Raw genomic sequence first — 12,835 nt, forward strand, 5'->3', positions numbered from 1 at the left:
CTTCAGCCCTTCGCACGCGCTGGAGCGAACATGACCACCCCCTCTGACGATCCAAAGCCCCCCACTTTCTGGCAGATGCTGCACAGCGTCATGGCCGCCGCGTTCGGCGTGCAAAGTCAAAAAAACCGCACGCGGGACTTCACCCACGGCAAGCCGTCACACTTCGTGATCATGGGCATTGCCTTCACCGCGCTGTTTGCGCTGGTGTTGATGGGCATCGTGCAACTGGTGCTCTATTTCGCCGCCCCCTGATTCAACGCAACGCCTCGGTCCGCACGAAGGGGTATTCGACACCCGCCGGGCTGCGGCCACCGACGAATTGACGTACGTCGATGCCATAGTCGTCCTGATTATTGGCCTGCATGAAGCGCACACTGTCGCTGCGTTCGCGAATCTCCATCGCCCGCACGCGCCAATTTCCGATGGGCTGACGCGTGCGGCTATCGGCGTGATCGTAGTCATTGAGCAAGACCAACGCCCAGCCGCCCAAGGTGAAATGACCGCCGACCACCGCGTTCAGATGCCCTTCCAGCAAGGCCTGCAACGCGGCGGTGGAGTCGTTGATGGTGCCGATCAGCACGTCCTTGCCTGGCCGCTTGCCGGTTTCCCGGACCGCATCCATCACGCCATAAGCCATCAAGTCGCTGGCGGTCCAGATCAGGCTGACATTGGGATAACGCTTGAGCAGCACCTGCGCCTGTTCATACGCCCTGTCTCGCCGCCAGCCACCGAGCACGATCTGCCGAAGACGGATTTCAGGGTGCTCCGCCAGTGCGCGATACAAGCCCTGTTCACGCTGGAGCGACACGGGCGTGGTGTTGGTTCCGGAAAACGCGATCATCTCTACCGGCTGGTCGGGGGCAGTCGGCGGGCGGGTTTCGATCAGCCGTCTAGCGATCAGGTAGCCGCCCTCCTCGTCATTGGCCACGACGCTGCCGAGAAAGTCTGGATAACGACTGCGCAGATCACCCAGAATGCTCAACTGGTTGGCGGTAAAGGTGTTGTTGACCGCCAACAGCTTCACCCCGCTGCCCAAGGACAAGCGCAGAATTTCTGGCGCAACGTTCAGCTCGTTGGAAAACACCAGATAGTCTGGCCGATCGGTGCCTTGTAGCGCTTCACGGGCGAACGTCAGCAGCATGCGGGTGTCGCGTTCGGTGTAATGAATGGTCAGTTGCATGCCCAGCCGATCAGCCGCCGCCTGCATGAAACGTGAATAGCTGTTCCAGTAGGGGTCAGGCGCCGATCCAGGGTTCAAAAACACCACGGACGCCGCCCACGCACCCCCACCCCACACCCAGCCCACGAGACATAAAAGGCAGCCACTGAAAAACCTGATCATGGACACCGAGCCTCACCGCCCCAAAGATAACGCCGACCTTCTTCAGGCCTGCTTATACCTTATCGGCTGCTCTCGGGTAAGTTGCACCCGAACGTGAAGCGAGGTGTCCGAGTTACTGGTGACTCACCCAGAAGACGGCGGCCCCCACGACAAGAATGATGAGAAACAGGATCGCCCAAGCGTCAACGTGACTGTCGGACTTGGCAGCTTTGGGATGGGATTTGCTCATTGCATCGCCTCTTTATCGTTCTTATGGGGATCGCAGATCAAGCCGACCAGAGACGGTTGACCCTGATCGTTCCCAGAGTAAAGTTGAGGCTTGTCCTTATTACAAGTGTGGGCATAAAGACCTGACGAAGCGCTTAGCACGTTCCGTTATTTGCTTATATTCAAACATCACTTTTGCGCATAACCGAAAACAGGTAACCTCCCCCCGGCCTCGTTGGAGGCTGCGCGACCGTGCGCGCAGATTTGTTGGGATGACCTGAATGCAGGCGGCACCGCATCGCCTCTCAGTTCATCCAAGCAGCAGTGAACCGCCTGAGAACAGGACCACCATGTACGTATACGACGAGTACGATCAGCGGATCATCGAGGACCGCGTCAAGCAGTTCCGCGACCAGACCCGCCGCTATCTGGCCGGCGAGCTGAGCGAAGAAGAGTTCCGCCCGCTTCGCCTGCAAAACGGCCTTTATATCCAGCGCTTCGCCCCGATGCTGCGCGTCGCTGTGCCTTACGGCCAACTGACCTCGCGCCAGACCCGCATGCTGGCGAAGATCGCCCGTGACTACGACAAGGGTTACGCGCACATCAGCACCCGCCAGAACGTGCAGTTCAATTGGCCTGCGCTGGAAGACATTCCCGATATTCTCGCTGAACTGGCCACCGTGCAGATGCACGCCATCCAGACCAGCGGTAACTGCCTGCGCAACGTCACCACGGACCAGTTTGCCGGCGTCGCTGCCGACGAGCTGGTTGACCCGCGCCCATGGTGCGAGATCGTCCGTCAATGGACGACCTTCCACCCCGAATTCGCCTACCTGCCACGCAAATTCAAGATTGCGATCAACGGTTCTACCTCCGACCGGGCCGCCATCGAAGTGCACGACATCGGCCTTGAGCCGGTGAAGAACGCCGCAGGTGAACTGGGCTTCCGCGTGCTGGTGGGCGGTGGCCTGGGCCGTACCCCGGTCGTGGGCGCTTTCATCAACGAGTTCCTGCCATGGCAAGACCTGTTGAGTTACCTGGACGCCATCCTGCGGGTTTACAACCGCTATGGCCGTCGTGACAACAAGTACAAGGCGCGGATCAAGATTCTGGTCAAGGCGCTGACGCCGGAAGTCTTCGCCGAGAAGGTCGAGGCGGAAATGGCCCACCTGCGTGGCGGCCAGACCACCCTGACCGAAGCCGAAGTGCATCGCGTGGCCAAGCACTTCGTCGATCCTGAGTACAAGACACTGCCTGATTTCAGCGCAGAACTTGCCGCTCTGGACAAAGAACACCCGGGTTTTGCCCGCTGGCGCACCCGCAACGTCCTGGCGCACAAGAAGACCGGCTACGCAGCCGTGACCTTGTCGCTCAAGCCGACCGGAGTGGCACCGGGCGACGTCACCGACAAGCAACTGGACGGCATCGCCGACCTGGCCGACCGCTACAGCTTTGGCCAGCTGCGCACCTCCCACGAGCAGAACGTGATTCTGGCCGACGTCGAGCAGAGCCAGCTGTTCACGATGTGGGGCGAGCTGCGCGAGCAAGGCTTCGCAACGCCAAACATCGGCCTGCTGACCGACATCATCTGCTGCCCTGGCGGTGATTTCTGCTCGCTGGCCAACGCCAAGTCGATCCCGATTGCCGAATCCATCCAGCGCCGCTTCGACGACCTGGACTACCTGTTCGACATCGGCGAACTGGACCTGAACATCTCTGGCTGCATGAACGCATGCGGTCACCACCACGTCGGCCACATCGGCATTCTGGGCGTGGACAAGAAAGGCGAAGAGTTCTATCAGGTGTCTCTGGGTGGCAGCGCCAGCCGGGACGCAAGCCTGGGCAAGATCCTTGGCCCGTCGTTCGCACAGGACGCCATGCCGGACGTGATCGAGAAGCTGATCAACGTCTACGTCGAGAAACGCAACGAAGACGAGCGTTTCATCGACACGTACCAGCGTATCGGCATCGACCCTTTCAAGGAGCGCGTCTATGCAGCGAATCATTAAGAACAACGAGGTCGTTGACGAGACCTGGCACCTGCTGCCCAAGGACACCACCCTTGACGGCCTGTCCAACTGCGACGACCTGATCGTGCCGCTGGCGCTGTGGCGTGACCACGGCCACGCACTCAAGGCTCGCGACGGTGGCCTGGGCGTGTGGCTGGACAGCGACGAAGAAGCCGAGGAAATTGGCGAGCACGTCAATGATTTTCAGGTCATCGCCCTGAACTTCCCGGCGTTCACGGACGGGCGTAGCTACTCCAATGCGCGCCTGCTGCGTGATCGCTACGGGTTCAAAGGCGAACTGCGCGCCATCGGCGACGTGCTGCGTGACCAGTTGTTCTACCTGCGTCGTTGCGGTTTCGATGCCTTCGCGATTCGCGCGGACAAAGACCCGTACGAAGCACTGGAGAGCCTGAAAGACTTCTCCGTGACGTACCAGGCGGCGACCGACGAGCCATTGCCGCTGTTCCGTCGTCGTTGATTCGACGCTGATGGTCGAGTAACAAAAAGCCCCGACTTCTCACGAAGCCGGGGCTTTTTGTTTGGGGTTATAAATGCATTTTTGCCATGGAACAGCAACTGTGGGAGCCGGCTTGCTGGCGAACGCGGCAGTTCAGTCACCAAACAGGTGTCTGGTCGAACGCCTTCGCCAGCAAGCCGGCTCCCACAGAGCACATTAGCGCAGGCGAATTACCAAAACCGCTGCTGCATCAACCGGTTCCACCAGCCTGTCACCAAGCGATCCACCGAACCGCTGGCCGCCAGCCCTACGCGCTCTTGCAGGCTCTTGCGCTCGGCGTAGTGCAAGTGGAAAACATCAGCGGTCCTGGCCTTGTCGGCCAGGTATTCGTCGCTGGTTTTCAACTCATCCACCAGCAGTTTGTCCTTGGCCGCCATGCCCAGCCAAACCTCGCCGGTCGCCACTTCATCGATCTGCAATTGCGGTCGGTAGCTGGCGACGAAGTTCTTGAACAACTCATGAGTGATGTCCAGATCCTGCTGGAATTTCTCACGACCCTTCTCAGTGTTCTCACCGAACACCGTCAAAGTGCGCTTGTATTCCCCCGCCGTCAGCACTTCAAAATCGATGTCGTGCTTTTTCAGCAAGCGGTTGACGTTGGGCAGTTGCGCCACCACGCCAATCGACCCCAGCACGGCGAACGGTGCGCTGATGATGCGATTGCCGATACACGCCATCATGTACCCGCCGCTGGCAGCCACCTTGTCGATGCAGATGGTCAGCGGAATGCCCGCCTGACGAATCCGCGCCAATTGCGAGGAGGCCAGACCGTAGCTGTGGACCATGCCGCCGCCGCTTTCCAGACGCAGCACCACTTCATCCTTGTCGGTCGCCAGTGTCAGCAACGCAGTGATTTCATGGCGCATGCTTTCAGTGGCCGAAGCCTTGATGTCACCATCGAAATCCAGCACGTAAACCCGTGGCTTGATCTCAGCCTGCTTCTTGTCTTTCTTCAACTCCTTGGCCTGGGACTTGCGTAGCGCCTTGAGCTTTGCCTTGTCCAGCAGCGAGCCTTCCAGACGGTCGCGCAGGCCTTTGTAGAAGTCATTGAGTTTGGTCACGTGCAACTGGCCACCGCCGCCCCGGCGTCCACGGCCGCGCAGCGACGCGATCATGACCAGTACCACGATGATCGCGATGACCACCGTGACGGTTTTTGCCAGGAAACTGGCGTAATCGAACATAAACTCCACAGAGGCTCCTTACCTACATGTGAGGGCCTCACTCAAAGGCCCGATACAGAATCGCGATTGAACCCAGCATACCGTTGCACCCCGCGTGGGGCCAGCGATGGGACCGTCAAAGATCATGACAAATGACCAATTCAAACAAGCGTATGTTTTTTCGTTGACAGACCCGGCGCCCGCCCCCTAACCTCCCAACACTTTCAACGTACCGGGACGACGCGGACGTGGGCAGCATCTACCTCATACGACATGGCCAGGCCTCCTTTGGTGCGGACGATTACGACGTGCTGTCGCCCACCGGCTATCGCCAGGCTGAAGTGCTCGGTGCGCATTTGGCGCAACTGGGCCTGACGTTTGATCGCTGCATCTCGGGCAGCCTGTTTCGCCAGCGCCACACCGCCGAAACGGCGATGGCGCAACTCAACGCCGCAGGCCAGAACGTTCCCGCGCTGGAAACCGACCCGGCGTTCAACGAATTCGATGCCGAAGCGGTGATCCGCGCCCTGCTCCCGGCCATGCTGCCGGATGAGCCCGAGGCGCTGGAGATCATGCGCAATGCTGCCCACAATCGCGCCGAGTTTCAGCGTCTGTTCGCACTGATCATCAGCCGCTGGCTGGGCGGCGAACACGATACCCCGGCCTTGCAAAGCTGGCTGGCCTTCATCGAACAGGCCCGATCCGGCCTCGACGCCATTCTCGATCAGGCAGGCCCCAGCGATCGTATCGCCGTGTTCACCTCCGGCGGCACCATCACCGCCCTGCTTCACTTGATCACGCAAATTCCTGCGCCTCAGGCGTTCGAACTCAACTGGCAAATCGTCAACACCTCGCTCAACCACCTGAAATTCAGGGGACGCGAGGTGTCACTGGCTTCCTTCAACAGCCACGCGCACCTGCAACTGTTGAAGGCGCCGGAGCTCATCACTTACCGCTGAGCCCGGCCAAATGCACCGTAAAAGGTGCCTGCAAATCACTTAATAAAAGGATGACACCATGACCTCCGTAGCCGACGCCGTACAAGCGATGAAAGCCAAGTTCGACCCAAGCGCCGCTGCAGGCCTGGACCTGGTTTTCGGTTTTCGCATCGACGAAGAAAAGCACTTTTCGCTGATCGTCAAAGACAAGACCTGCGAGCTGCAGGAAGGCGAAAACTCTGACGCACAAGTGACCCTGGTCATGGACAGCGAAACCCTGAAAGGCATCGTCAGCGGCGAGACCGACGGCATGCAGGCTTTCATGCAAGGCAAGCTGCGCGCTGAAGGCGACATGATGCTGGCGATGAAGCTGAGCGAGCTGTTTCCGTCGTAATGCCTGCGTGAAACGCAAAAAACCGAAGCTCACCGGCTTCGGTTTTTTTTGCTCTATGGTTTCTGAACACTGCGGATCAAAGCGGCTGATCGACCTGTAACACGCTCGCCAATAACGCCCGTCGTCGCTTGTTCGGCCTCTCGTGCGCGCATTAGATTAGTCAATGATCCTGATCCTCCAAAATAAACAACAGGGATAAACATGGCGCTCACCGACCAGTCCACCCAGGTTCGATCCGGCGAAGAACTCGACGCCGCGTTGATCGACCCGTATCTCAAAGCCCAGATTCCGGGCCTGAGCGGCACCGCGCAGATCAGCCAGTTTCCCGGAGGCGCCTCCAATCTCACCTACCTGCTCAAATACCCCGAACAGGAATTCGTGCTGCGCCGCCCACCCTTCGGCCACAAGGCCAAAAGCGCTCATGACATGGGCCGCGAATTTCGCATCCTCAACCAACTCAAAGACGCCTTCCCCTACTGCCCCAGAGCCTACGTGCACTGCACCGACGAATCGGTGATCGGCGCCGAGTTCTATGTCATGGAACGGGTCAAGGGCATCATCCTGCGCGCCGAACTGCCTGCCGAACTGGGCTTCGATGCCGCGCAGACCGAAGCCCTCTGCAAGAGCTTCATCGACAAGTTGGTGGACCTGCATCAGGTCGATTACACCGCCTGCGGTTTGGGTGATCTGGGTAAACCGCAGGGCTACGTCGAACGGCAGATTCGCGGCTGGACCGAACGCTACGATAAAGCCCGCACCCCGGACGCACCAAGCTGGGAAAAGGTCGCGCGCTGGCTCAACGACAAGCAACCTGCCGATCATCCGACCTCAAGCCTGGTGCACAACGACTACCGCTTCGACAACGTGATCCTCGATCCCGACAACCCGATGCAAATCATCGGCGTGCTGGATTGGGAACTGACCACCCTGGGCGATCCGCTGATGGACCTGGGCAATAGCCTGGCGTACTGGATTCAGGCCGATGACCCCGCCCCCGTGCAACTGATGCGCCGCCAGCCCAGCCACGCACCCGGCATGCTGACCCGCGATCAGTTCGTGGCCTATTACGCCGAACGCTCAGGGATTCGCATCGATAACTTCGATTTCTATTACACCTACGGGCTGTTCCGTCTGGCCGGCATCGTCCAGCAGATCTACTACCGGTTCTTCCACGGCCAGACCCAGGACAAGCGCTTCGCCCAGTTCATCCACATGAACAAGCTGCTGGAGCACATGGCGCTGCAAGTGATTGACCGCTCCACTCTCTAAGCGCTTTTTACCGACCCGATTGCGACAGGATAAGGAAAACAACATGTCCAAAACCCAACTGTTCGACCTCGACGGCAAGATCGCCTTCGTCTCTGGCGCCAGCCGTGGCATTGGTGAAGCGATCGCCAGGCTGCTGGCCCAGCAAGGCGCTCACGTCATCGTCTCCAGCCGCAAACTGGACGGGTGCCAGCAGGTGGCCGACGCGATCATCGCCGACGGCGGCAAAGCCACGGCCATCGCCTGCCACATTGGCGAGATGGAACAGATCAGCAGCGTGTTCGCGCGAATTCGCGAAACGTTCGGCCGCCTCGACATTCTGGTCAACAATGCCGCCACCAATCCGCAGTTCTGCAACGTACTGGACACCGACCTCGGCGCCTTCCAGAAAACCGTTGATGTAAACATTCGCGGATACTTTTTCATGTCCGTGGAAGCGGGCAAGCTGATGCGCGAGCACGGTGGCGGCAGCATCATCAACGTGGCGTCGATCAATGGCGTTTCGCCGGGTGTGTTCCAAGGTATCTACTCGGTGACCAAAGCGGCAGTGATCAACATGACCAAGGTCTTCGCCAAGGAGTGCGCGCAATTCGGCATTCGCTGCAACGCCCTGCTGCCGGGCCTGACCGACACCAAATTCGCCTCAGCGCTGGTCAGCAACGACGCCATTCTCAAGACCGCTTTGGCGCAGATCCCCCTCAAGCGCGTAGCAGCACCGAGTGAAATGGCGGGCACCGTACTGTATCTGGCCAGCGACGCGTCGAGCTACACCACGGGCGTGGCGCTGAATGTGGATGGCGGGTTCTTGTCCTAAAGCCACACACAAACTCTGTGGGAGCCGGCTTGCTGGCGAAGGCGGCGTATCTGCGACGGGTAAGTGCCTGACACACCGCTTTCGCCAGCAAGTCGGCTCCCAGAGTTTTTGTGCAGGCCTTAATCCTGAGGCGAATCTGAGGTTCATTTGATGGAATAAAGATTCCATCCCCGCCCCTCCGCGAATACATTTTGCGCACAACAACAATCCTTCAAGGACGTTTGTCATGCGCGAGTCTTCTCTTCCGGATCTGGGTATCGGGCTGATCGGCACCGGTTTCATGGGCCGTGCCCACACCTTGGCGTTCCACAACGCCCGCACCACCTTCGAGCTGCCAGTCAACCTCAAGCTCGCTGCGCTGGCCGACGCCGACGCCGCCCGTGCCGAACAGTGCGCGCGGTCGTGGGGTTTCGATCGCAGCCACGCCGACTGGCAACAGTTGATCAACGATCCGGCGGTCAATCTGGTGGCGATCACCACGCCCAATCACCTGCATTTCCCCATGGCCATGGCCGCTCTTGAGGCCGGCAAAGCGGTGTATTGCGAGAAGCCGCTGGCGGTCAGCCTTGAACAAGCCCGCGAGATGCACAGCGCCGCAGAAAAAGCCGGGGTCGTGACCCGTGTGGGTTACAACTACCAGCACAACCCCATTCTGGGCCTGGCCCGGCAGATGATTCAAAGCGGCGAGCTGGGGCAGATCGTCAGCTTCCAGGGCGAATTCAGCGAGGACTTCATGGGCGATGCGCAGTCGCCGTGGTCGTGGCGCTGCGAACAGGCCCATGCCGGTGGCGCGCTGGCGGATCTGGGCAGTCACCTGCTGGCCATGGCGCGTTATCTGCTGGGCGATATCGAAGCAGTCTGCGCGGATTCGCAGACCGTTCACGGCCAGCGCCCTGCGAGCAAAGGCAGCCCGGAGAACCGCCAGATCGCCATCGACGACCAGACCTACGCCCTGCTGCGCTTCGCCAACGGCGCACGCGGCACGTTTGGCACCAGTTGGCTCAAGCATGGCTACAAGAACCACCTGAGTTTCGAGATCAGCGGCACAAAAGGCACGCTGTCGTTCGATCAGGAACGCCTCAATGAATTGCGTCTGTATCGTCCGGGCGTGCCGGGGCAAGATGGCTTCCAGCGCATTCTGGCCGGACCGACCCAGCCCGGTTATGCGGCGTTTTGCCCGGCACCGGGTCATCAATTGGGCTACAACGAACTGAAGACGCTGGAAGTTCATGCGCTGATTCAAGCGCTGTGCGGCAAAGGCAATGAAGGGCCGGATTTTGCCGAAGCGCTGGAAGTGGAGCGCTTGGCGACCGCAATTCGAAGGGCAGCGAAGGAAATGCGCTGGGTGAAAGTCGCGGAGATTTGAACGCGCTCTTATTCAGCCTACGGCCTGTCGGCCAGAAGCAAGTCGCTACGAGTCGATGTTCGGGGCAGAATCAAAAGCCAAACACAGGGCTTACAGGTAGAATGCCGCGCTTCCGGGCAGCCATTCTGCCCAACTGCCCAGTAAGCCCTGACCCATGCCCTTCGAACTTTCCGTAGACCCCACCACATTGGTGGTGCTAGCCCTTGTCGCCTTCGTGGCCGGTTTCATCGATGCCATCGCCGGTGGTGGTGGATTGCTCACCACTCCCGCGCTGCTGACCGCCGGGCTGCCGCCGCATCTGGTGTTGGGCACCAACAAACTCAGCTCGACCTTCGGCTCGGCCACCGCCAGTTTCACCTTTTACCGTCGCAAGCTGTTTCACCCGAAACAGTGGACTCGCGCGATCATTGGCACGTTCGTCGGCGCATTGATCGGCGCCATCGTCGCGCACTACCTCCCTGCCGAGCTGCTGAACCAGATGCTGCCGGTGATCGTCTTCGGTTGTGGCCTGTACCTGCTGTTCGGCGGCACACCCAAGGCACCACTGGACAGTGACGCGCCGATCAAAACCAGGTGGCAGGCGCCACAAGGCTTCGGTCTGGGCTTTTACGACGGCGTGGCCGGCCCCGGCACTGGCGCGTTCTGGACCGTCAGCACGCTGCTGATATACCCGGTGGATCTGGTAAAGGCCAGCGGCGTGGCGCGCAGCATGAACTTCGTCAGCAACGCGGCGGCACTGACCGTCTTCGCGATCAATGGCACCGTGGATTGGGCGGTTGGCCTGTCGATGGGTTCGGCCTTGATGGTGGGCGCGTTTCTGGGCGCCCGGACAGCGATTCAGGGCGGCGCGAAGTTCATCCGCCCTGTGTTCATTACCGTGGTGCTGGGACTAACTGTCCGCCTGGCCTGGCAGCACTGGTTCAACTAAGCCCAGGCGCTGGGCCAGATACAGATCGATGAGATAGCGCGCGATGGAACGGCTGGCCGGTAGCGGCGGCATCGCGTGAACGCTGAACCATTGCGCGTCTTCGATCTCATCGGCCTGGGGCACGATCTCGCCGCTGTCGTATTCGGCGTGAAAGCCCAGCATCATCGAGTGCGGGAACGGCCAGCACTGGCTGCCCTTGTACTGGATGTTCTTGACCTTGATCTGCACCTCTTCCATCACCTCGCGGCGCACGCAGTCTTCAGCGGACTCCCCCGGCTCGGCAAACCCGGCCAGCGTGCTGTAGACCCCGGTGACGAAGCGCGGAGAGCGCGCCAACAGGACTTCGTCGCCCCGGGTGATCAGGACGATCATGCTCGGCGAAATGCGCGGATAAGCGCGCAGGTCGCAATCCTTGCAATACATCGCGCGCTCGCGGGGAACCTGCTCATTGCGCTGCCCGCAATTGCCACAAAAGCGATGCTCTTTGGCCCAGGTGCTGATCTGCGCCGCATAACCCAGCACCTGAAACAGATCGGCATCATCGCCCAGCATGAACTGGCGCAACGTCTGCCAGCGAGTGCCTTCCAACTCCACCGCGTGCTTGAGGACGTACACGTAAACCGGCTCGCCATCGAAATGACCGATGCCGTGTTCGCTGATCAGCGGCAGTTCCTGGCGCTTGAGCCATTCGCGGGGGAACATGGCCCCGTTGTCATCCAGCAGAAAACCCTGATCGCTGTGGACCACGGCCCATCCGCCGACGTCATGGGGATCGAGCACAGCGGTGGTCCAACGCCTGGGGCGCGTCATGAAAGTTCTCCTCTGTTGAGCGACCCGCGCCGCCCAACGCCCGGATTCAGACTTTGGAGACAGCAGGTGGCAGGCTGTTCGGTTTCACGGTCAGTTGTCGAAGACCGGCTTCTGCTTGCCCATGTGAGCAACCATTGCCAGTTTCAGATCCGCCGATTGCAACATGGCAGCGTTCCATGTGGCAACGTATTCAAGCCCGTCATCGACGCTGTGATCGCGCATATAGGCGATCATGCGCTTGCTGCCGCTGATGGCAATCGGGGACTTCTCAGCGATCTCCCGCGCAATGGCGAAAACCCCTTCCAGCAATTGCCCGGCACCCGGGAAGGTGCGATTGACCAGGCCGATGCGCAGCGCTTCGTCGGCCTTGACGGTGCGCCCGGTGTAGGCCAGTTCGCGCATCATTCCGTCGCCGATCAAGCGCGGCAGGCGCTGCAAGGTGCCCACGTCGGCGGCCATGCCCATGTCGATTTCCTTGATGGAAAACAGCGCATCGTCTGCGGCGTAGCGCATGTCGCAGGCGCTGATCAGGTCGATGGCACCCCCGATGCAATAGCCTTGAACCGCTGCCAGCACCGGCTTGCTGCACCGGTCCACGACACTGAACGAGGCCTGCATCTGCAGGATCTTGCGGCGCAGCAGCCGCGCGTTGCGCCCCACATCCTTGCCCAGTTCGTTGGCCACCGAGGCCAGCAGCATCAGGTCGATGCCCGAGGAGAAATGCTTGCCCGCGCCACTGAGCACCACCACACGCACCTCGTCGGTCTCTTCGATCCACTGGAAAATGTCGATGATCTCGCTCCAGAACGCCGCATTCATGGCGTTGATCTTCTCCGGGCGATTGATTTGCACATGGGCGATGTGGTCGGTCAGCTCGACCTTGAAGGCGCTGTAGTCGGACACGGCGATGATCCTTGTATGACCTGGGTGGGTGAAGTCCTCGAGGCCGGACTATACCAAGGGGCAGGTATCGAAACAGGCCACGGTTGCGCCATTTGCCGGACCACAGATCGTTTGAAAAAAGGAACGCTTGCATGCGACAACGGTCCAGAGCAATGGCAGCATGAGGTCAACTATATCC

Annotated in this window: 13 protein-coding genes; 9 read left to right on the top strand and 4 right to left on the bottom strand. The window is 60.1% G+C overall.

What is annotated here, in order from left to right:
* Positions 1-30 precede the first annotated feature (30 nt).
* Positions 31-252: a DUF2970 domain-containing protein gene (locus tag ACI5GA_RS02705; RefSeq protein WP_404632302.1), complete on the top strand. Its 222-nt coding sequence runs from the start codon at positions 31-33 to the stop codon at positions 250-252.
* A gap of 1 nt (position 253) precedes the next feature.
* Here ACI5GA_RS02705 and ACI5GA_RS02710 read toward each other — a convergent pair whose 3' ends face one another.
* Positions 254-1,342 (bottom strand): ABC transporter substrate-binding protein, encoded by a 1,089-nt coding sequence (locus ACI5GA_RS02710; protein WP_421421560.1) that lies wholly within the window; start codon positions 1,340-1,342, stop codon positions 254-256.
* Positions 1,343-1,899: 557 nt separating this feature from the next.
* Between ACI5GA_RS02710 and ACI5GA_RS02715 the strand changes: the two genes are divergently transcribed.
* Positions 1,900-3,558, top strand: coding sequence for a nitrite/sulfite reductase (locus ACI5GA_RS02715; protein ID WP_404632306.1), 1,659 nt, complete (start codon positions 1,900-1,902; stop codon positions 3,556-3,558).
* A complete protein-coding gene (locus tag ACI5GA_RS02720) occupies positions 3,542-4,036 on the top strand; it encodes a DUF934 domain-containing protein (RefSeq protein WP_421421561.1) in 495 nt (164 codons plus the stop codon). Before ACI5GA_RS02715 ends, ACI5GA_RS02720 begins: the two co-directional genes overlap by 17 nt.
* 209 nt (positions 4,037-4,245) lie before the next feature.
* Here the strand turns inward: ACI5GA_RS02720 and sohB are convergent, their stop codons facing one another.
* Positions 4,246-5,268 carry a protease SohB gene (sohB, locus tag ACI5GA_RS02725; protein WP_404632312.1) on the bottom strand — a complete coding sequence of 341 codons (1,023 nt, stop codon included), beginning with the start codon at positions 5,266-5,268 and terminating at the stop codon, positions 4,246-4,248.
* 218 nt (positions 5,269-5,486) lie between these two features.
* On the opposite strand from sohB, the gene ACI5GA_RS02730 reads away from it, so the two are divergent.
* From ACI5GA_RS02730 to ACI5GA_RS02755, 6 genes are all read left to right on the top strand, one after another.
* Complete coding sequence (locus tag ACI5GA_RS02730; RefSeq protein WP_404632314.1) at positions 5,487-6,197, top strand: histidine phosphatase family protein; 711 nt, start codon at positions 5,487-5,489, stop codon at positions 6,195-6,197.
* A gap of 58 nt (positions 6,198-6,255) precedes the next feature.
* Positions 6,256-6,570 (top strand): SCP2 sterol-binding domain-containing protein, encoded by a 315-nt coding sequence (locus ACI5GA_RS02735; RefSeq protein ID WP_404632316.1) that lies wholly within the window; start codon positions 6,256-6,258, stop codon positions 6,568-6,570.
* 201 nt (positions 6,571-6,771) lie between these two features.
* Positions 6,772-7,839 (top strand): phosphotransferase family protein, encoded by a 1,068-nt coding sequence (locus ACI5GA_RS02740; RefSeq protein WP_421421563.1) that lies wholly within the window; start codon positions 6,772-6,774, stop codon positions 7,837-7,839.
* Between the two features lie 43 nt (positions 7,840-7,882).
* On the top strand, positions 7,883-8,650 hold the full coding sequence (locus ACI5GA_RS02745; RefSeq protein WP_404632320.1) for an SDR family oxidoreductase: 768 nt from the start codon (positions 7,883-7,885) through the stop codon (positions 8,648-8,650).
* Between the two features lie 226 nt (positions 8,651-8,876).
* Positions 8,877-10,016, top strand: a complete 1,140-nt coding sequence (locus tag ACI5GA_RS02750; protein WP_421421565.1) for a Gfo/Idh/MocA family protein — start codon at positions 8,877-8,879, stop codon at positions 10,014-10,016.
* A gap of 154 nt (positions 10,017-10,170) precedes the next feature.
* On the top strand, positions 10,171-10,944 hold the full coding sequence (locus ACI5GA_RS02755; protein ID WP_421421568.1) for a TSUP family transporter: 774 nt from the start codon (positions 10,171-10,173) through the stop codon (positions 10,942-10,944).
* Here the strand turns inward: ACI5GA_RS02755 and nudC are convergent.
* Both nudC and ACI5GA_RS02765 read right to left on the bottom strand, forming a co-directional pair.
* The gene (gene nudC, locus ACI5GA_RS02760; RefSeq protein ID WP_421421570.1) at positions 10,906-11,754 is read right to left on the bottom strand and encodes an NAD(+) diphosphatase; all 849 of its coding nucleotides are present in this window, start codon (positions 11,752-11,754) and stop codon (positions 10,906-10,908) included. The genes ACI5GA_RS02755 and nudC overlap by 39 nt on opposite strands.
* 90 nt (positions 11,755-11,844) lie before the next feature.
* On the bottom strand, positions 11,845-12,657 hold the full coding sequence (locus ACI5GA_RS02765; RefSeq protein WP_404632328.1) for a crotonase/enoyl-CoA hydratase family protein: 813 nt from the start codon (positions 12,655-12,657) through the stop codon (positions 11,845-11,847).
* Positions 12,658-12,835: the final 178 nt, after the last annotated feature.

Origin of the sequence: Pseudomonas sp. Pseu.R1 (genome assembly GCF_045764065.1) — a bacterium.
Taxonomy (GTDB): Bacteria; Pseudomonadota; Gammaproteobacteria; order Pseudomonadales; family Pseudomonadaceae; genus Aquipseudomonas.

Coding starts and splice junctions, on each gene's coding strand:
- ACI5GA_RS02710 (WP_421421560.1), bottom strand. CDS start 1,342: ATGATCAGGTTTTTCAGTGGCTGCCTTTTATGTCTCGTGGGCTGGGTG.
- ACI5GA_RS02750 (WP_421421565.1), top strand. CDS start 8,877: ATGCGCGAGTCTTCTCTTCCGGATCTGGGTATCGGGCTGATCGGCACC.
- nudC (WP_421421570.1), bottom strand. CDS start 11,754: ATGACGCGCCCCAGGCGTTGGACCACCGCTGTGCTCGATCCCCATGAC.
- ACI5GA_RS02740 (WP_421421563.1), top strand. CDS start 6,772: ATGGCGCTCACCGACCAGTCCACCCAGGTTCGATCCGGCGAAGAACTC.
- ACI5GA_RS02735 (WP_404632316.1), top strand. CDS start 6,256: ATGACCTCCGTAGCCGACGCCGTACAAGCGATGAAAGCCAAGTTCGAC.
- ACI5GA_RS02715 (WP_404632306.1), top strand. CDS start 1,900: ATGTACGTATACGACGAGTACGATCAGCGGATCATCGAGGACCGCGTC.
- ACI5GA_RS02755 (WP_421421568.1), top strand. CDS start 10,171: ATGCCCTTCGAACTTTCCGTAGACCCCACCACATTGGTGGTGCTAGCC.
- ACI5GA_RS02745 (WP_404632320.1), top strand. CDS start 7,883: ATGTCCAAAACCCAACTGTTCGACCTCGACGGCAAGATCGCCTTCGTC.
- ACI5GA_RS02705 (WP_404632302.1), top strand. CDS start 31: ATGACCACCCCCTCTGACGATCCAAAGCCCCCCACTTTCTGGCAGATG.
- ACI5GA_RS02720 (WP_421421561.1), top strand. CDS start 3,542: ATGCAGCGAATCATTAAGAACAACGAGGTCGTTGACGAGACCTGGCAC.